This window comes from Kaistia geumhonensis (assembly GCF_030815145.1).
GTDB lineage: Bacteria > Pseudomonadota > Alphaproteobacteria > Rhizobiales > Kaistiaceae > Kaistia > Kaistia geumhonensis.
This window is the reverse complement of the sequence record NZ_JAUSWJ010000001.1, coordinates 2,236,545-2,254,660: the sequence shown is the minus strand read 5'-3', so window position 1 is coordinate 2,254,660 and position 18,116 is coordinate 2,236,545. Positions and strand designations below refer to the sequence as shown.

Annotated in this window: 21 protein-coding genes; 15 read left to right on the top strand and 6 right to left on the bottom strand. The window is 67.8% G+C overall.

The window, feature by feature from the left end; genetic code table 11:
- Positions 1-18 precede the first annotated feature (18 nt).
- Both QO015_RS10705 and QO015_RS10700 read left to right on the top strand, forming a co-directional pair.
- Positions 19-918, top strand: coding sequence for a methylated-DNA--[protein]-cysteine S-methyltransferase (locus tag QO015_RS10705; RefSeq protein ID WP_266279514.1), 900 nt, complete (start codon positions 19-21; stop codon positions 916-918).
- A 50-nt stretch (positions 919-968) separates the two neighbouring features.
- Positions 969-1,895 (top strand): SDR family oxidoreductase, encoded by a 927-nt coding sequence (locus QO015_RS10700; protein WP_266279516.1) that lies wholly within the window; start codon positions 969-971, stop codon positions 1,893-1,895.
- A 19-nt stretch (positions 1,896-1,914) separates the two neighbouring features.
- On the opposite strand, the gene QO015_RS10695 is transcribed toward QO015_RS10700, so the two are convergent.
- Genes QO015_RS10695 through QO015_RS10685 form a run of 3 tightly spaced genes read right to left on the bottom strand, consistent with a single transcriptional unit; the run spans position 1,915 to position 4,106 of the window.
- On the bottom strand, positions 1,915-2,673 hold the full coding sequence (locus tag QO015_RS10695) for an FAD-binding oxidoreductase (RefSeq protein ID WP_266279517.1): 759 nt from the start codon (positions 2,671-2,673) through the stop codon (positions 1,915-1,917).
- 4 nt (positions 2,674-2,677) lie between these two features.
- Positions 2,678-3,283 carry a sulfite oxidase-like oxidoreductase gene (locus QO015_RS10690; protein WP_266279518.1) on the bottom strand — a complete coding sequence of 202 codons (606 nt, stop codon included), beginning with the start codon at positions 3,281-3,283 and terminating at the stop codon, positions 2,678-2,680.
- 31 nt (positions 3,284-3,314) lie between these two features.
- Entirely contained in the window at positions 3,315-4,106 is a 792-nt protein-coding gene (locus QO015_RS10685) for an alpha/beta hydrolase (protein ID WP_266279519.1), read from the bottom strand.
- A gap of 235 nt (positions 4,107-4,341) precedes the next feature.
- Here QO015_RS10685 and infC point away from each other — a divergent pair, with 235 nt between their 5' ends.
- The 6 genes from infC to QO015_RS10655 all read left to right on the top strand — a co-directional run bounded on the left by infC (position 4,342) and on the right by QO015_RS10655 (position 10,057).
- Positions 4,342-4,881, top strand: a complete 540-nt coding sequence (gene infC / locus QO015_RS10680) for a translation initiation factor IF-3 (RefSeq protein WP_266282375.1) — start codon at positions 4,342-4,344, stop codon at positions 4,879-4,881.
- 273 nt (positions 4,882-5,154) lie between these two features.
- Positions 5,155-5,349, top strand: a complete 195-nt coding sequence (gene rpmI, locus QO015_RS10675) for a 50S ribosomal protein L35 (RefSeq protein ID WP_073053992.1) — start codon at positions 5,155-5,157, stop codon at positions 5,347-5,349.
- 23 nt (positions 5,350-5,372) lie between these two features.
- Positions 5,373-5,747, top strand: coding sequence for a 50S ribosomal protein L20 (gene rplT, locus QO015_RS10670; RefSeq protein WP_266279520.1), 375 nt, complete (start codon positions 5,373-5,375; stop codon positions 5,745-5,747).
- 160 nt (positions 5,748-5,907) lie between these two features.
- Positions 5,908-6,990 carry a phenylalanine--tRNA ligase subunit alpha gene (gene pheS, locus QO015_RS10665; protein ID WP_266279522.1) on the top strand — a complete coding sequence of 361 codons (1,083 nt, stop codon included), beginning with the start codon at positions 5,908-5,910 and terminating at the stop codon, positions 6,988-6,990.
- 10 nt (positions 6,991-7,000) lie between these two features.
- Positions 7,001-9,418 carry a phenylalanine--tRNA ligase subunit beta gene (pheT, locus tag QO015_RS10660; RefSeq protein WP_266279523.1) on the top strand — a complete coding sequence of 806 codons (2,418 nt, stop codon included), beginning with the start codon at positions 7,001-7,003 and terminating at the stop codon, positions 9,416-9,418.
- 90 nt (positions 9,419-9,508) lie between these two features.
- On the top strand, positions 9,509-10,057 hold the full coding sequence (locus tag QO015_RS10655) for a hypothetical protein (RefSeq protein ID WP_266279524.1): 549 nt from the start codon (positions 9,509-9,511) through the stop codon (positions 10,055-10,057).
- Positions 10,058-10,063: 6 nt separating this feature from the next.
- Here the strand turns inward: QO015_RS10655 and QO015_RS10650 are convergent, their stop codons facing one another.
- From QO015_RS10650 to QO015_RS10640, 3 genes are all read right to left on the bottom strand, one after another.
- Entirely contained in the window at positions 10,064-10,315 is a 252-nt protein-coding gene (locus tag QO015_RS10650; RefSeq protein ID WP_266279525.1) for a BQ00720 family protein, read from the bottom strand.
- A 34-nt stretch (positions 10,316-10,349) separates the two neighbouring features.
- Positions 10,350-10,778 carry an Hsp20 family protein gene (locus QO015_RS10645; protein ID WP_266279527.1) on the bottom strand — a complete coding sequence of 143 codons (429 nt, stop codon included), beginning with the start codon at positions 10,776-10,778 and terminating at the stop codon, positions 10,350-10,352.
- A 139-nt stretch (positions 10,779-10,917) separates the two neighbouring features.
- Positions 10,918-11,937 (bottom strand): Gfo/Idh/MocA family protein, encoded by a 1,020-nt coding sequence (locus QO015_RS10640; RefSeq protein WP_266279529.1) that lies wholly within the window; start codon positions 11,935-11,937, stop codon positions 10,918-10,920.
- Between the two features lie 110 nt (positions 11,938-12,047).
- Between QO015_RS10640 and QO015_RS10635 the strand changes: the two genes are divergently transcribed.
- From QO015_RS10635 to ptsN, 7 genes are all read left to right on the top strand, one after another.
- Positions 12,048-12,662, top strand: coding sequence for a ribonuclease D (locus tag QO015_RS10635; protein ID WP_266279530.1), 615 nt, complete (start codon positions 12,048-12,050; stop codon positions 12,660-12,662).
- 78 nt (positions 12,663-12,740) lie between these two features.
- The gene (gene lptC, locus QO015_RS10630) at positions 12,741-13,448 is read left to right on the top strand and encodes an LPS export ABC transporter periplasmic protein LptC (RefSeq protein WP_266279532.1); all 708 of its coding nucleotides are present in this window, start codon (positions 12,741-12,743) and stop codon (positions 13,446-13,448) included.
- On the top strand, positions 13,445-14,062 hold the full coding sequence (locus QO015_RS10625) for an LptA/OstA family protein (RefSeq protein WP_266279533.1): 618 nt from the start codon (positions 13,445-13,447) through the stop codon (positions 14,060-14,062). The genes lptC and QO015_RS10625 overlap by 4 nt, the downstream gene beginning before the upstream one ends.
- A 61-nt stretch (positions 14,063-14,123) precedes the next feature.
- Entirely contained in the window at positions 14,124-14,948 is an 825-nt protein-coding gene (lptB, locus tag QO015_RS10620; RefSeq protein WP_370877412.1) for an LPS export ABC transporter ATP-binding protein, read from the top strand.
- 75 nt (positions 14,949-15,023) lie between these two features.
- Positions 15,024-16,655, top strand: coding sequence for an RNA polymerase factor sigma-54 (gene rpoN / locus QO015_RS10615; protein ID WP_266279535.1), 1,632 nt, complete (start codon positions 15,024-15,026; stop codon positions 16,653-16,655).
- A gap of 282 nt (positions 16,656-16,937) precedes the next feature.
- Positions 16,938-17,528, top strand: coding sequence for a ribosome hibernation-promoting factor, HPF/YfiA family (gene hpf, locus QO015_RS10610; RefSeq protein WP_266279536.1), 591 nt, complete (start codon positions 16,938-16,940; stop codon positions 17,526-17,528).
- Positions 17,529-17,626: 98 nt separating this feature from the next.
- Positions 17,627-18,094 carry a PTS IIA-like nitrogen regulatory protein PtsN gene (gene ptsN / locus QO015_RS10605; protein ID WP_266279537.1) on the top strand — a complete coding sequence of 156 codons (468 nt, stop codon included), beginning with the start codon at positions 17,627-17,629 and terminating at the stop codon, positions 18,092-18,094.
- The last annotated feature ends 22 nt before the right edge of the window (positions 18,095-18,116 follow it).

Genomic DNA, 18,116 nt, shown 5'->3' with positions numbered 1-18,116 from the left:
ACGCCACGGATCCAGACGATGAACATAGCAACCGCCCTCGCCATGGCCGACCCCGTTCCTCCGGCTCCCCACCAGGACTACGAGATCGTCCGTCGCGCGATCGAGTTCCTCACCGAGCATTGGCGCGAGCAGCCCTCGCTGGAGCGTCTCGCCGCCCATGTCGGCATGAATCCCCTGTCGCTGCAGAAGCTGTTCACGCGCTGGTGCGGTCTCTCGCCGAAGGCCTTCATCCAGGCCCATACGCTCGAACATGCCCGTATGCTGCTCGACGGTGACGCCTCGGTGCTCGACACGAGCTACGAAGTGGGCCTGTCGGGGCCGGGCCGGCTGCACGATCTCTTCGTGACGCATGAGGCGATGAGCCCCGGCGCCTACAAGGCGCGCGGCGAGGGCGTCGCCATGAAGTGGGGCTTCCACGGCTCGCCCTTCGGCTATGCGCTCATCATGATCACCGATCGGGGCCTCGCCGGCCTCGCCTTCGCCGATCCGGGCGAGGAGAGGGCGGCGCTCGCCGACATGACGCGGCGCTTTCCCTGCGCGAGCTATGACGAGGATTGGGAGGCGACGGCGCCCTATGCCGCGCGCATCTTCGACCCCTCGCGCTGGCGGCCGGATACGCCGCTTCGTCTCGTCTTCATCGGGTCCGATTTCGAGGTCCGGGTCTGGGAGACGCTGCTCTCGGTGCCGCTCGGCCACGCCGCCACCTATTCGCAGATCGCGGAGAAGGTGAACAACCCCAAGGCGGCGCGCGCGGTCGGCGCGGCCATCGGCCGAAACCCCATCTCCTTCGTCGTGCCATGCCACCGCATCCTCGGGAAATCCGGGGCGCTCACAGGCTATCACTGGGGCCTGACGCGCAAGCGCGCCATTCTCGGCTGGGAAGCCGGCGTCGTGCAGCAGCCGGCCGACGAGGGTTGAGCAAGGCGGTCCAAAGGCTCTAGTCTCCGCGCCCGAAACGCGGAGACCCCATGCCCGACTCTTCCCAGCACGACGTCTCTCCCGAAGTCGGGTCGCTTCGCGACGCGCGCGTCTTCATCTTCGGCCTCGGTTTCTCGTCGCTTGCCTTCGTGCGCCGGACGGCGGGCCGGGTCGCCTCGATCGCCGGAACGGTGCGGACGGAGGAGAAGGCCGCGCGGCTCAGGGCCGCCGGTATCGACGCGCTCGTCTTCGACGGCCATCACGCGACCGGGTCGGTCCGCGAGGCCCTCGGCACCGCCACGCATCTGGTGCAGTCGGTAGCGCCGGGCGACGCCGGCGATCCCGTGCTCGCGATCTTCGAGAGCGATATCCGGGCCGCCCCCGATCTTTCATGGATCGGCTATCTCTCGACCGTCGGCGTCTATGGCGATCATGGCGGCGGCTGGGTCGACGAGACGACGATGCCGCGTCCCGGTTCGCGAAGGGCGCTCAACCGCGTCGAGGCCGAGGCTTCGTGGACGGCGCTCGGCGCGGAGCGGGGCATTCCCGTGGCGCTGCTGCGGCTCGCCGGCATCTATGGCCCCGGCCGCAACACCTTCGTCAATCTCGAGGAGGGCAGCGCCCGACGGCTGGTGAAGCCCGGCCAGATCTTCAACCGCATCCATGTCGACGACATCGCCGCGGTGATCGAGGCGGCCGCGACGCGGGGCGCCTCGGGCGTCTTCAACGTCACCGATGACGAGCCAGCGCCGCCCCAGGACGTGGTCGCCTTCGCAGCCAGCCTCGCCGGCTACGCCCCGCTCCCCGACATCCCCTTCGAGACCGCCGATCTCTCGCCCATGGCTCGCAGCTTCTATGCCGAGAACAAGCGCGTCGGAAATGGTCGCCTCGCCGAACTCGGCGTCACGCTGCGCTACCCCACCTACCGAGACGCGCTGACGGCGCTGTGGCAGAGCGGGGCCTGGCGGGGGCGCTGAAGGCGTTCCGGCGTCCGACCTAACCGCCGTAGCGCTCCGTCCGGATGCTGCCGAAGGGGAGGCCGGCTGCCAGAGCCAGCGATGCCGCCGCTTCGACGAAGGGGTTCGAGCCGCAGATATAGGTGAGCTTCGGCGTCTCGGTGCCGATCGCCCGCGCCATCAGCGCGGCGTCGATGCGGCCAAAATGCAGGCCGTCGCGTGCCTGTTCGCGGGTGAGCGCGACCTCGAGGCGGAAATGGGCGTCGGCGTCGCGTCGGCGGAACAATTCGTCGCGGAAGATGAGGTCGTCATAGCGCCGCGCCGAATAGACCAGCGTCGCCGGCACCTCGGGCGCCACGCTGGCACGATGGCGCAGGATCGACATCAGAGGCACGAGGCCGGACCCGCCGCCGACGAGGAGCAGCGGCCCGCCGAGCGGCGCATTCCAGATGAAATGGCCACCAATCGGACCGCGCAGCTCGATCGTATCGCCGACCTCGACGACGTCGTGGAAGAAGGGCGAGACCTCGCCGTCCGGCAGAGCCTCGATCGCGAGCTCGATCGTGCCGCTGTCGTCGGGCGCCGAGGCGATCGAATAGGAGCGCTGCGCCTGGTAGCCGTCCGGCGCCGTCAGGCGGATGTCGACATGCTGGCCGGCCGTGAAACCGGACCAGCTCTGCGGGCGCAGCACGAAGGACTTGACCTCCGGCGTCTCGGCGTGGATCGCCTCGACCCGCGCCTCCTGCCAGGCGAGGCGATGCGGCTGTGCGAGGCCGGGCGATGGCTCGACGGTCGTCACGGCGTCAATCGCCCGTGAAGCGCTGCTCGCGCCAGGGATCGCCATACATGTGATAGCCGCGCAGCTCCCAGAAGCCGGCCTCGTCCCGGGCGGTGAACTGCAGCGCGTTGATCCACTTCGCAGATTTCCAGAAGTAGAGATGCGGCACCAGCAGCCGCGCCGGCCCGCCGTGATCAGCGGTGATCGGCTTGCCCTCATAGGAGGTCGCGATCATCGCCTTGCCGCCGACGAGATCGGCGGTCGGGACGTTCGTCGTGTATCCGTCGAAGGAATGGGCGAGCGTGAAGCCCGTCGGCGCCTCGATTCCGGCCTCGGCGAGGATGTCGTCGATCATGACGCCGGACCAGGCGGTGTTGAACTTCGACCACTTGGTCACGCAGTGGATGTCGCGCGTCAGCTTGACATGCGGCAGCTTCGCGAATTCGTCCCAGCTCCATTTCGCCACCGGCCGCACGCCGTCCTTGAGCGTGAAGCTCCATTTGTCGAGATCGACATGCGGCGTCGGTCCGGCCGAGAGCACCGGAAAATCCTCGGTGAGATACTGACCGGGCGGCAGTCGGTCCGCCTCGATCTCGGTCGGGCGCTTGCCGAAGAAGCCTCTGGTCGCCATGGCATCGTTCCTTTGCGAAAGGGGGCGCCGCTCAGCTCATCGCCTCGACGGCGGAGAGGATCTTGGCGAGATCCTCCGGCCGCGAGAGGCGGTGGCCGGCATCCTTGATCAGGGTCAGCACGACATCGTCCTCGGCGAGATGCGACATGAGGTCGAGGGCGTGGTCGAAGGGGACGTCCTCGTCGAGGACGCCCTGGATGATATGGACCGGCGCCCCGATGGCAATCGGCTTGTCGGCGAGAAGGTGATGTGTCCCGTCCTCGATCAGCGCGCGCGTGATGAGATAGGGCTGCTCGGAATAGGCGCTGGCGCGGCGCACCACGCCGTTCTCCTCGAGTTCCGTCCGCGCGGCGGCATCCATCTGCGGCAGCATCAGGCTGTGGGTCATGTCGGTGGCCGGCGCCAGCAGGACGAGCCCGGCGATCCGGCCGCGCCCCGAGTGGCGCTCGGCGAGCGCGAGCAGCAGGGCGATCCAGCCACCCATCGAGGAGCCGACGAGGATCAGCGGCGCCCCGGCGGCGCGGTCCAGCACCGCCGCGGCTTCTTCGAGCCAGCGCGTGATGGTGCCGTCCTCGAAACGCCCGCCCGATTCGCCATGGCCCGAATAGTCGAAGCGGGTCATCGGCCGGCCCGTCGCGGCGGCATAGGCGTCGAGCGCATCGCCTTTCGCGCCGCGCATGTTCGACATGTAGCCGCCGAGAAAGAGGATGCCCCGGCCTTCGCCGGCCCGCTCGAGCATGGCGATCCGGCGCGCCGCCTCGCCGCTGCCGACGGTGATCTCGCGGAAGACGGGATCGGAAGCGGACACCGGGACGGGCTCCATGGACGGCTCCTTGATCGTTCGCGGAAGCGATCCTACCTAGGCAGAGTAAGCGTCAAAGTCCACTTTCGGTTGACTTTCCGCGTTTGTTCGCCGATTTTCAAAGCCAAGTCAGGGTCGGAGGACCCGATAGGCCGGGCACGGCTCCCAGGCGCAGCGCCGGGGGCAGTCGCGTCGGTCGCTGTCGTTTTTCCCCCAGTCCCCGACCGATCGTTCATTGCTAGAGGAGTCCGCCCCCATTCGCCGCCCTTTCAAAGCGCCACTTCCCGCCAAGGATGGCCCGCGCATCAACCGCGAAATTCGCGGCGTCCGTGAGGTCCAGCTGATCGATCAGGACGGCCAGAATGTCGGCCTCACCCCGATCGACGAAGCTCTTGCACTCGCTGCCGAGGCCGGCCTCGACCTGGTCGAGATCGCCCCCAACTCGGAGCCGCCGGTCTGCAAGATCCTGGATTTCGGCCGCTTCAAATACCAGACGCAGAAGAAGGCCAACGAGGCCCGCAAGAAGCAGAAGACCGTCGAGGTCAAGGAAATCAAGATGCGCCCCGCCATCGATGACCACGATTACGAGGTCAAGATGAAGGCCATCAAGCGTTTCTTCGAGGAAGGCGACAAGGTCAAGCTGACGCTGCGCTTCCGTGGCCGCGAGATGGCGCACCAGCATCTCGGGATGAAGCTGCTCGAGCGCGTTCGCGACGAGACGGCCGAACTCTCGAAGGTCGAGGCCGAGCCCAAGCTCGAAGGTCGCCAGATGATCATGGTGCTCGCTCCGCGCTGAGCGGGCACCAACCCTTTGACGCGCCATGACGCCAGCCGTTCCGGCGGCGCGAAGGCGAGGGTTTTTGGCGCTTGTGCTGGCGAAGCATCGCCGCTATAACCGCGCCGTTTCCGAGCCGCCCGGCGAGGGGGCCGTTCCTTTCGGAACAGGTTCCCAGGGCATGCCGCGGCGGTTCACGAATGCTTCCAAGCCGAAGCGGACCGACCGACTGCGGATCACACGAACCGCGGCGCGGCGGGCCGTTCCTGTCGGCGCAATGTCAAGGATGTGAAAATGCCCAAGCTGAAGACCAAGAGCGGCGCCAAGAAGCGCTTCAAGCTCACGGCGACTGGCAAGGTGAAGACGGCGCAGGCCGGCAAGCGGCACGGCATGATCAAGCGTACGGCCAAGTTCATCCGCAACGCGCGTGGCACCACCACGCTGTCGGATGCCGACGCGAAGATCGTCAAGCAGTTCCTCAACGGCTGAGCCCCTGAACCGGAGACAATGTCATGTCGCGAGTGAAGCGCGGTGTAGCCGCACACGCCAAGCACAAGAAGGTTCTGAAGCGCGCCAAGGGTTTCTATGGCCGCCGCAAGAACACCATCCGTACCGCCAAGGCCGCCGTCGACAAGGCCGCGCAGTACTCCTACCGTGACCGCAAGGCCAAGAAGCGCAGCTTCCGCGGCCTTTGGATCCAGCGCATCAACGCTGCCGTCCGCGAGGTCTCGGCCGAGCTGACCTACAGCCGCTTCATCGACGGCCTCGCCAAGGCCGGCATCGAGGTGGACCGCAAGGTGCTCGCCGAACTGGCCAATGTCGAGCCGGCCGCCTTCAAGGCGCTGGTCGAGCAGGCCGAGGGTGCGCTGGCCGCCAAGGCCGCCTGATCCCCTTCGTCGATTGCTGTCCGGCCGGCTCCAGCAGCCGGCCGGCTTCCTTTCCAGTTTGCATGATGGCACGCCGAGGCGATCCGTGCGGCCGTGCCGCGTCCGACGACGCCGCGGGCCTCGCCTCCGGTTCCCGCGGACGCCGATCCGGGGACCAGTCATGGCCGATCTCGACGCGATCGAATCCGACATCTGCCAGGCGATCGCCGGCGCAGCGGACGAGGCCGCGCTGGAAGCGGTGCGCATTGCGGCGCTCGGCAAGAAGGGCTCCGTCTCCGAGCAGCTCAAGAGCCTCGGCACGATGTCGCCGGAGGAGCGCAGGACCGCCGGTCCCGCGCTGAACGGCCTGCGCGACCGTGTCACCGAAGCCATCGCCGCGCGCAAGACCGTGCTGAAGGCCGAGGGGCTGGCGGCCCGGCTCGCCGCCGAGGCCGTCGACGTCACGCTCCCGGTGCGCGCTTCCGCGCTCGACAGCGGCCGCATCCACCCCGTCAGCCAGGTGATCGACGAGATCACTGCGATCTTCGGCGATCTCGGCTTCTCGGTGGCCGAGGGTCCCGACATCGAGACGGACTATTACAATTTCACCGCGCTGAATTTCCCGGTTGGCCATCCGGCGCGCGAGATGCACGACACCTTCTTCCTGCCGCCGGCGGCGGATGGCGAGAAGCTGCTGCTGCGCACGCATACCTCTCCGGTCCAGATGCGCACGATGCAGCGGCAGGCGCCGCCGATCCGCATCATCGCGCCGGGCCGCACCTATCGCAACGACAGCGACCAGACCCACACCCCGATGTTCCATCAGGTCGAGGGCCTCGTGATCGACCGGTCGAGCCATATCGGGCATCTGAAGTGGTTGCTCGAGGCCTTCTGCCGCGCCTTCTTCGAGGTCGAGAAGGTCGAGATGCGGATGCGCCCGTCCTTCTTCCCCTTCACCGAGCCGTCGATGGAAGTCGATATCCGCTGCAAGCGGGTCGGAAACGAGGTGCGCTTCGGCGAGGGCGACGACTGGCTGGAGATTCTCGGCTGCGGCATGGTCCATCCGAACGTCATCCGTCATGCCGGGCTCGATCCGGACGAATATCAGGGCTTCGCCTTCGGCATGGGCATCGACCGCATTGCGATGCTGAAATACGGCATGCCGGACCTGCGCGCCTTCTTCGACGCCGACATCCGCTGGCTGGCCCATTACGGCTTCCGCCCGCTCGACCTGCCGACCCTGGTCGGCGGTCTCAGTTCCTGAGGACCGAGCCATGAAGTTCACCCAGTCCTGGCTCAAGGAGCATCTGGAGACCGAGGCTTCGCTGGAGGCGATCGGCGATGCGCTGACGCGCGTCGGGCTCGAGGTCGAGGGCATCGAGGACAAGGCGAAGGCGCTCGCGCCGTTCACCGTGGCCTATGTCGTCTCGGCCGAGCAGCACCCGAATGCCGACCGGCTCCGCGTCTGCATGGTCGATACCGGCGCGGGCGAGCCGGTTCAGGTCGTGTGCGGCGCGCCGAATGCGCGCGCCGGCATGAAGAGCGTCTTCTCGCCGCCGGGCACCTATATCCCCGGCAAGGACATCACGCTGACGGTCGGCACGATCCGCGGCGTCGAAAGCCACGGCATGCTCTGCTCCGCCGCCGAGCTGGAACTCTCCGAGGATCACGACGGCATCATCGAGCTGCCGGCCGATGCGCCGGTCGGCATGCCCTATGCCGAGTGGGCCGGGCTCGCCGATCCGGTCATCGACATCGCGATCACGCCGAACCGCCCTGATTGCCTCGGCGTTCACGGCGTTGCCCGCGATCTGGCCGCGGCCGGCCTCGGCCGGCTCGCCGACGGCGCCGTGGCGCCGGTCGCCGGAGAGGGGCCCTGTCCGGTCGCCGTCCGCTTCGATTTCGGCGACGAGCCGGCGCTGTCGCCGGCCTTCGCGCTCCGCCTCGTGCGCGGCGTCCGCAACGGCCCGTCGCCGGAGTGGATGCAGGCGAAGCTCCGCGCCGTCGGCCTTCGGCCGATCAACGCCCTCGTCGACATCACCAACTACCTCACCTATGACCGGAACCGGCCGCTGCATGTCTTCGATGCGGCGAAGGTGAAGGGCGATCTCGTGGTGCGCCGCGCGCGCTCTGGCGAGAGCCTCGTCGCGCTCGATGGCAAGACCTATGCGCTCGACGAGACGATGTGCGTCATCGCCGACGACAACGGCGTCGAATCGCTGGCCGGCATCATGGGCGGCGAGGCCTCGGGGTGCTCCGACGCGACGGTCGACGTCCTGATCGAGTCCGCGCTCTGGGAGCCGCTCAACATCGCGCAGACCGGGCGCAAGCTCGGCGTCAATTCCGATGCCCGCTACCGCTTCGAGCGCGGCGTCGATCCGGCCTTCACGATCCCGGGCCTCGATCTCGCGACCCGCCTCGTCCTCGATATCTGCGGCGGCGTGGCGAGCGAGATCGTCCTCGCCGGGACAATTCCCGAGCCGCGCCTGCAACTCGCCTTCCCGGTCGGCGAGGTGAAGCGCCTTTCCGGCATCGACCCGTCTGTCGACGAGATCCGCGCCATCCTGACGGCGCTCGGCTTCACCGTCGCCGGAGAGGCGCCGGTGCTGACGGTGGGCGTGCCGTCCTGGCGGCCGGATATCGACGGCAAGGCCGATCTCGTCGAAGAGGTCGTGCGCATCCTCGGCATCGACCGGGTGCCGTCCACGCCGCTCGAGAAGTCGGACGATGTCTCGCGCCCTGTCCTGACGGTGCTGCAGGTGCGCACGCGCCGCGCCAAGCGGGCGCTCGCGGCGCGCGGCCTGGTCGAGGCGGTCACATGGTCGTTCGTCGCGAAGGGCGTGGCCGAGGCATTCGGCGGCGGCGCGGAGGCGCTGGCGCTCGCCAACCCGATTTCGCCCGAGATGTCGGACATGCGGCCGAGCCTCCTGCCGGGCCTCGTGCTCGCCGCCCAGCGCAACGCCGATCGCGGCAGCGCCGACGTCGCGTTGTTCGAGGTCGGGCAGATCTTCCGCGGCATCCGGCCGGAAGACCAGAAGATCGCCGCGACGGGGCTTCGCCGCGGCACCGCAGGCGTGTCAGGTTCGGGCCGTCACTGGCAGGGCGCTGCGGCGCCGGTCTCGGTCTTCGACGCCAAGGCCGACGCCCTGTCGCTGCTCGAGGCGCTCGGCGCTCCGGTCGACAAGTTCCAGATCGTGGCCGGCGCGCCGTCCTGGTTCCATCCGGGCCGCTCGGGCACGATCCAGCTCGGGCCGCAGACGGTGATCGGCCATTTCGGCGAGTTGCATCCCGCCACGCTCGAGGCGCTCGACATCGAGGGGCCGCTGGCCGGCTTCGAGATCATCCTCGACCAGATCCCGCAGCCCCGCGTCCGGCCGACCAAGACGCGCCCGCCGCTCGACGTGCAGGCGCTGCAGCCGGTCACGCGCGATTTCGCCTTCGTGGTCGATCGGGCGACGGAAGCGGGCAAGATCCTCAAGGCGGCCCTCTCCGCCGACAAGGCGCTGATCGCGGCGGCGTCGGTTTTCGACGTCTTCGAGGGCGCAGCGATCGGCGAGGGCCGCAAGTCCGTCGCCATCGAGGTGACGCTGAGGCCGACCGATCACACGCTTACCGACGCCGAGATCGATGCCGTTTCGGGCAAGATCGTCGCGCAGGTGGCGAAGGCGACGGGCGCGGTTCTGCGCGGCTGAGCCTGCTTGCTGCCGCGGGCAGCCGGCCACCGAAGGTGGCCCTCCGGGAGCGCGCAACGTCGTGCGGGCCCATGATCGGAAGAGAGGATCATGGCGCGCTACGAGATCCACGGTCACGCCATCGTCTCCGATGACGACTGCATCGCCAATGCGGACGGTTCGATGCCGGATGCCTTGCGCAACGAAGCCGACTGGCGCCGCTTTCAGGGCGAACTCGACCGCGCCGTCCTCAACGTGCTCGGCCGATACGGCCACTATCGCTTCCCCAACGTAGCGGGACGGCGGCGCCTGATCGTCTCGTCACAGGCGGACGGCGTCGAGCAGCGAGCGGACGGCTGGTGGTGGAATCCGGGAATGGCGTCGCTGGGCGAGGCACTGCGCAAGGCCGCGCCGGAGGGCGGGTTGATCGCGGTGCCAGGCGGGCGCCGCGTCAACGATCTCTTCCTCAGCCTCGGCTTCGACGCCTTTCACCTGTCGCGCAAGCGCGGCGTGAGGCTGCCCGGCGGAGTTCCGGTCTTCACGCGCGCCTGGGCGATGGGATCGGCCGAGCGGCTGCTCGCCAGCCACGGGCTGCATCCGACCGATCCGGTCGTGCTCGACGAAGCCGAGCGCGTTTCCGTCACGGTCTGGATGCGCTGACGTTTCCTAGTGCAGGCTCATCGCCTCGAGGTCGTGCTCGCGGGCGTTCATCACGACGGCCTCGCGGCTGTCGGACACCATCAGCGGCGCGCCGGCCGCGTCGAGCAGCGCCCAGAAGACCTGGCCGGGGGCGAGCGGCGGGGCACCGGGGAACAGGTCACGGATCTGCTCGGCGCCGACGGCCTTGACGAAGGCGATCTGGCCGGAGCCGAGGCCGGCGAAATTCTCGGGGGTCATCACGAAACGAGCTTCAGACATTCTTCTTTCTCCTCGATCGAGCGAGATTGCAGGGTCAGTCGCGGACCCCGATTTCGATCTTGCGGATGATCCGCTCCGGCGTCGGCCTGATGAGGTCGATGGCCAGCAGTCCATCCTTCAATTCGGCGGAACTGATCTCGATGCCGTCGGCGAGCACGAAAGTCTTCTGGAACTGCCGCGCGGCGATGCCACGATGCAGATAGACCCTCTCGCGATCGTCAACCTGGCGCCCGCGGATCACGAGCTGGTTTTCCTCCACCGTCACTTCCAGCGATTCCCGCGAGAAGCCGGCGACGGCCAGCGTGATCCTCAGGCACTCGTCCCGCGCATCGGTCTTCGCGATCCGCTCGATATTGTAGGGCGGATATCCGTCTCCCGAGGCCTTGGCGACCCGGTCGAGGGCCCGCTCGATCTCGTCGAAGCCGAGCAGGAGCGGGCTGGAGAACGCTGAAACGCGCGACATCACAAAGTCCTTCCACCAAGCGACCTTGCACCCGGACCCTCATGGAGGCATCCGGACGGGGAATGAGGTCCCACGAGCAACTATATGGGGGTGCGAAAGGGGCGTTCAAGCAGCGCAACGGCCCCGCATGACGCACGCGTCACGGCGCTTCCCATTGCCCGCTCTGCTCGGAGCGGAACAGGGCGTCGAGCACCGCCATGTTGGCGATCGCATCGTCGGTGCCGTAGCGCCAGGGCCCGGTCCCCGCAACGGCGCGCGAGAAGGCTTCGGCCTGGATAGCATACTGGTCGACCGGAGCGATGGTCACGGTCTCGAGCAGTTCGCCGGGGCCCCTCACGTCGATGCCGAACATCGCCTCGCTGTCGGTCGGGGCCGAGAACGGGGTCGGCATCTCGATGCGGCCGAGCGTGCCGATGATCGAGACATGCTGGTGGCGGAAGCTCTGCGTCGACAGCATGGCCGAGAACTGCCGCCCGTCGCCGAAATCCGCGAGAATCGTATCGGTCCGGTCGGTCTTCATCACCGGATCCCGGTCGATGAGGGCGAAGACGCGCGTCGGCTCGGATCCGAAGATGAGACGGGCCGAGGCGACGGCATAGCAGCCGATGTCCAGCATCGCGCCGCCGCCGGTTTCCGGGCGGTTGCGGATATTGTCCGGGTCGACATTGAGGAACGAGAAGAAGGTCTGCACGGCGCGCACCGGTCCGATGCGGCCCGAGGCGACGATCTCGCCGACCGCGTGCCACTGCGGATGATGGCGGATCATGAAGGCCTCGCCGACGAGGAGCGGGCCGGCCGCCGCCTTGATCGCCTCGGCTTCGGCGCGGTTCATGCCGATCGGCTTCTCGACCAGCACATGCTTGCCTTTGGCGAGAGCGGCCAGCGTCGTCTCGAGATGGAGATTGTTCGGCAGCGCGTTGTAGATGACGTCGATCTCGGGATCGTCGAAGAGCTCGGCATAGCTGCCATAGGCCTTGGCGATGCCGAAGGGCTCGGCGAAGGCGCGGGCGCTGTCGAGCGAGCGGGAGGCGACGGCGGCGACCACCGAGGACCGGCTCTTGCCGAGCGCGGGTACCACGCGCTGGCGCGCGATGCGCGCCGTGCTGAGGATGCCCCAGCGGACGGGACGGGGGGCGGGGGTGCCGGGAAGATCAACCATGTCGCATCCTTTCGGTCTGTCGCGGCGAGCGTGACACGCTGCGTCGTTGCAGAAAAGCGGCGCCTTCGATAGAGCAGCGTCAGAGTTCCAGCCTGGGATGCACCACGCCGATGACCATTCGCCTGCATCGTGGCGACCTGCCCGACCTGTCGCGCTATGGCGACAGCGTGGCGATCGACACCGAGACCCTCGGCCTCAACCCGCATCGCGACCGCCTCTGCGTCGTCCAGCTCTCGCCCGGCGACGGCACGGCCGACGTGGTTCAGATCGCGGCCGGCCAGACCGAGGCGCCCAATCTCGTGCGGCTGCTGGTCGATCCCGCGGTCACCAAGATCTTCCATTTCGCCCGTTTCGACGTGGCTGTTCTGGGGAAGACCTTCGGCATCACGGTGGCGCCCGTCTTCTGCACGAAGATCGCATCGCGCCTGACGCGGACCTATACCGACCGCCACGGCCTCAAGGATCTCGTCAAGGAGATGCTCGACATCGACCTCTCCAAGCAGCAGCAGAGCTCGGACTGGGGCGCGGAGACGCTGAGCGATGCGCAACTCGCCTATGCCGCATCCGACGTGCTGCACCTTCATGCGCTGAGGGAGCGGCTGACCGAGCGGCTGGCCCGCGAGGACAGGTCGGCGCTGGCCGGGGCCTGTTTCGACTTTCTTCCGACCCGCGCGGCACTCGACCTCGCCGGCTGGGCGGAAGAGGATGTATTCTCGCATTCGTGATCGGGGCCGGGATGCAGGATCGTCCCGGTCGGTCCACATAGGCGAGGCCTCGGAATGAGGACGAGCGATGGAGCGGGCATGAACACGGCGCCGGCCGGCGAGGACGAGGACTATGGCTGGTTCGACCAGACCCGCGCCGAGATCGATGCCCGCTATCGCGCGGCGCAGCGGCACAGCGCGCGCGTCCGCATGCTCAAGATCCTCCTGCCGGCGATCAGCGTCTTCGCCGTGCTCGGTTTCGTCGGCTATTTCTATGTGATGCCGAGGCTGCCGGCGAATTTCGGCGCCGCCACCATCGACGTCTCGAACAATTCGATCGTCATGGAGGACCCGCATGTCTCGGGCTATCTGTCCGGCGGCCGTTCCTATGAGCTGAAGGCGGATCGCGCCGAGCAGTCGCTCGCCAATACCAAGATCGTGACGCTGCACAATATCGGCGCGACGATCGGCATGGGGAAGGGCGAGACGGCGCGGATCAAGGCCGCCGCCGGGACCTACTATTCGGACGCCGAGCGGATCGTGCTCGACAAGCAGATCACCTTCGACACCACGACCGGCATCGAAGGCACGCTCGAGAACGCCGATATCGACCTGAAATCCGGCACGATGACATCCGACAAGCCTCTGGCCTTTCGCTCGCAGGGCAGCGAGATCCGGGCCAACGGAGTGTCTGTCCATGATCGCGGCCAGAGCATATCCTTCTCGAATGGGGTAAAGGTAACCTATTCAATTCCCGACGAATCGACCCCGCCACGCCCCGGCGCAGCCCCCTCGGTGACCGAATGACATCCAAGACCATGCGGTTCTGCCTTGCCATCGCCCTCGTCGCCCCGCTCGCCGTCGCGGCTCCGGCGGCTTTCGCGCAGACGACGGGCGAGATGTTCAAGGGCTTCCAGTCCGACGAAAAGGGCCCGGTCAATGTCGAGGCCGATGCGCTCGACGTCGCCGAGAAGGACGGGCAGCGCGTCTCGACCTTCGCCGGCAATGTCACCGTCACGCGCGGCGACTCGGTGCTGAAGGCGAGCAAGATCACGATCTTCTCGAACAACGACTCGCCGGCCGACGGCGCGAAGCCGGCCGGCAGCGATGTCATGCCGGGCGCCGGCAGCTTCACGCGCATCGAGGCGAGCGGCAAGGTCTATGTGAATTCCGGCGATCAGACCGCCACCGGCGACAACGGCGTCGTCGACATGCTCGCCAAGAAGGTGACCCTCTCGGGCAATGTCGTGCTCAGCCAGGGGCCGAACGTCATCACCGGCGACCGTCTCGTCTGGGACATGGAGACCGGCAAGGCACGGGTCGACCAGAAGCCGGGCGGCCGTATCCGCGGCGTCTTCACCCCCGGCGCGACGCCGGGCGCGCCCGGAGCCGCTCCCGCCCAGCCGGCGCCGCAGAATTGAGCTTTCGAGCGATGACGGGCGCAAACCGCTTGCGGTTCGGTCGGGCAGGGCGGCGCTGATCGTGGCTGACAGAGAACGCGGCCGGCAGGCCGAACAGGATGCCTATGGCGAGGCTATCGCCGAGCATCGCCCGGTCACGCGTTTCGCCGAGAATGCCGGAGGGCCCGGCTGGCTGATCGCACGGGGCCTCGGCAAGAGCTATCGCCGCCGCCGCGTCGTCCATTCCGCGAGCCTCGCGGTGGCGCGGGGCGAGTCGGTCGGTCTGCTCGGACCGAACGGCGCCGGCAAGACGACGATCTTCTACATGATCACCGGCCTTGTTCAGGCCGATCAGGGCACGATCGAACTCGACGGGCACGACGTCACGCATCTGCCGATGTATCGCCGCGCGCGGCTCGGCGTCGGCTATCTGCCCCAGGAGACGTCGATCTTCCGGGGACTCACGGTGGAGCAGAACATCCGCGCCGTGCTGGAGGTGGTCGAGCCCGACCGCCGCCGCCGCGAGGAAGAGCTCGATTCGCTCCTCGACGAGTTCCGCATCGCGCATCTGCGCAAGTCGCCGGCCATCGCCCTGTCGGGCGGCGAGCGTCGACGCTGCGAGATCGCCCGCGCGCTGGCGAGCCGGCCGGCCTTCATGCTGCTCGACGAGCCCTTCGCCGGCATCGACCCGATCGCGGTCGGCGACATCCAGGCGCTCGTCCGTCACCTGACCGCGCGCGGAATCGGCGTGCTGATCACCGACCACAATGTCCGGGAAACGCTCGGGCTGATCGACCGCGCCTATATCATCCATTCGGGTGAGGTGCTGATGGAAGGGCGGCCCAGCGACATCGTGGCGAGCCCGGACGTCCGCCGTCTTTACCTTGGAGAGCAATTTACGCTTTGATGACGACGCGGCTTGCGCTACCAAAAGGGACAGGCAAGCAAGAGTTGGACCAGTTCCCGAGGTCGCCGCGTTTCCATGTCGCTTTCCCCGAAGCTGGAGTTCCGGCAGACCCAGTCGCTGGTGATGACGCCGCAGCTGATGCAGGCCATCAAGCTGCTCCAGCTCTCCAATCTCGATCTCATCAGCTATGTCGAGGCCGAACTCGAGCGCAATCCGCTGCTGGAGCGTGACGAGCGCGAGGACGGGGACGACATCGTCGCGGGACCGGGCAAGGCCTCGATCGAGAGCGACGGCTTCGCGGGCGACGACGCCGGAGGGCCTCCGGAGGCCTATGCCGGCGAGCGCGACGGGGCAGAGGGCGAGGCCGGGGATTGGGCCGAGGCGGGCGGCGGCGGCAGCCAGGCCGACTGGCTGGAGACGCGGCTCGAAGTCTCCCCCGATGCGATCGCCGACCGGCTCGACACCGACCTCTCCAACGTGTTCCCGGACGATCACGGCCATGCCGGTGGGGATCCCTCGCCGCAGCCGGCTTTCGATCCCTGGGCGAGCCAGCCCGGCCGTCAGCAGGCCAGCTCCGAGGACTACAATCTCGAGGCCTTCGTGGCCGGGGAGAAGTCGCTTGCCGACCATCTCGCCGACCAGCTCGGTCTCGCCGTCACCGACCCGACCCGCTTGCTCATCGGCCATGCGCTGATCGACGAGGTCGACGAGGCGGGCTATATCCGCGCCGATCTCGGGGCGATCGCGGAGCGGCTCGGCGCGCCGATGGCGCTGGTCGAGGAGGTTCTGGCGACGCTGCAGGGCTTCGAGCCGACCGGCATCTGCGCCCGCGACCTCGCCGAATGCCTTGCGCTGCAGCTTGCCGAGAAGAACCGCCTCGATCCCGCCATCCGGGCGCTCCTCGATCATCTCGACCTCGTCGCCCGCCGCGATTTCGCCGCCCTGAAGCGCGTCTGCGGCTGCAATGAGGACGACATCGTCGACATGCTGGCCGAACTGCGGGCGCTCGATCCGAAGCCGGGCGCCTCCTTCGGGTCGGCGCCGGTGCAGCCGATCGTGCCGGACGTGATGGTGCGGGCCGCGCCGGATGGCAGCTGGCTCATCGAACTCAATACCGAGACGCTGCCGCGGGTGCTGGTCAACAACAGCTATCTCGCGAGCGTGCCCCGTGGCAGCCGGCCCGATGCGGAGCGCGCCTATCTGGCCGAGTGCCTGCAGACCGCCAACTGGCTCGTGAAGAGCCTCGACCAGCGCGCCAAGACCATCCTGAAGGTCGCCACCGAGATCGTCCGCCAGCAGGACGGCTTCCTGACGCATGGCGTGCGCCATCTCCGCCCGCTCAATCTGAAGACGGTGGCCGAGGCGATCGGCATGCACGAGTCGACGGTCTCGCGCGTCACCTCCAACAAGTACATGGCGACCTCGCGCGGCATCTTCGAGCTGAAATACTTCTTCACCTCGGCGATCGCCTCCTCGGAAGGCGGCGAAGCGCATTCCGCCGAAGCCGTTCGCCATCGCATCCGCACCCTCATCGATGCGGAGAGTGCCGACGACGTTCTCAGCGACGACACGCTGGTCAAGCTGCTGCGCGACGCCGGTATCGACATCGCCCGCCGGACGGTGGCCAAGTATCGGGAAGCGCTGCGCATTCCCTCCTCCGTCCAGCGCCGCCGCGAGAAGCAGGCGGACCTTTCCGCGAACCGCTGAGCGTCGGTGTCGCCGCCAGTCGCGCGCCGCCCCTTGCCGGACCCTCGACGGATGCCCAGCTTCAGAGGATGATGGCCGGGACCGCCGTTCCTTGACTTCGGAACCGGCCGTCACTAGAAGGGCGCGGCGCCAGACGGCGTCCTGGGCCTTGCGACCGGAGCGGAACTCCGGCGACCGAAGGGAAGGCCCAGGATACGTGACCGGCGACGTGCCCGACGGGGCTTTGGCTCGACCAGCGAACCGGGTCCCGGATCGCAACGTCGTCGAAAGGGTACGTTCTCCATGTCTCTGCGCATTTCCGGCAAGCATATCGAGATCAGCGATTCCTATCGCTCGCATGTCGAGGACCGGGTCAACGCCGTCGTGGCCAAATATTTCGACGGCGGGCATTCGGGCCGGGTCGTGCTTGAGCGCGACGGCGCGGGATATCGCGTCGATTGCTCGCTGCATCTCGACAGCGGCCTCATCCTCAAGGCCGAGGGGCGGGGACACGAGGTCTATCCGACCTTCGAGCAGGCTGCCGACCGCATGGAGAAACAGCTCCGCCGCTACAAGCGGCGGCTGAAGGAACATCACCACGAGAGCCGCGTCGCCGAACCGGATGCGAACTATGTCGTGCTCGCCGCGACGCCGGATTCCGAGGAGGAACTCGCGGTCGACTACAGCCCGATGGTCATCGCCGAGGAGACGCAGGCGCTGCGCACGATGTCGGTGTCCGGCGCCGTGATGGCGATGGACCTCGCCGATGCGCCGGTCGTCGTCTTCCGCCATGCCGGCCATGGCGGCGTCAACATCGTCTATCGCCGTCGCGACGGCAATATCGGGTGGATCGATCCGGCTCAGGCCGGCAAGGGGGATTCCGTCCGTCAGTAATTCCGCCTAGACTGCCAACCACTGCCCGGCGCGCTCCTGGCAGCGCGCCGGCAAGGCGGGTTTCGGACTGGCTCGAACGAGGCAATTTGAACCAAGCCATGGACCTTAGCGATCTCATCAGCCCGGACTCGATCATTCCGGCGCTGAAAGCGAACGGCAAGAAGCAGGCTCTTCAGGAGCTTGCGGAGCGTGCCGCGCGCCAGACGGGACTGGACGAGCGCCAGATCTTCGACACGCTGCTGCAGCGCGAACGCCTGGGCTCGACCGGCGTCGGCAACGGCATCGCCATCCCGCATGGCAAGATCCGCTCGCTGAAGCGCATCCATGGCGTCTTTGCGCGCCTTGCCAAGCCGATCGACTTCGAGTCGCTCGACGACCAGCCGGTCGATCTCGTCTTCCTGCTGCTGGCGCCGGAAAGCGCCGGCGCCGATCATCTGAAGGCGCTGGCGCGCATTGCGCGCCTGCTGCGCGAGCCGGGCCTCGCCGCCAAGCTCCGTGCCTCCGCCGACCAGACCGCGCTCTATGCGGTGCTGACCGGCGACGCGACGGCCTCCAACGCCGCGTAACACCCAGCCTTTCCGGCACGCC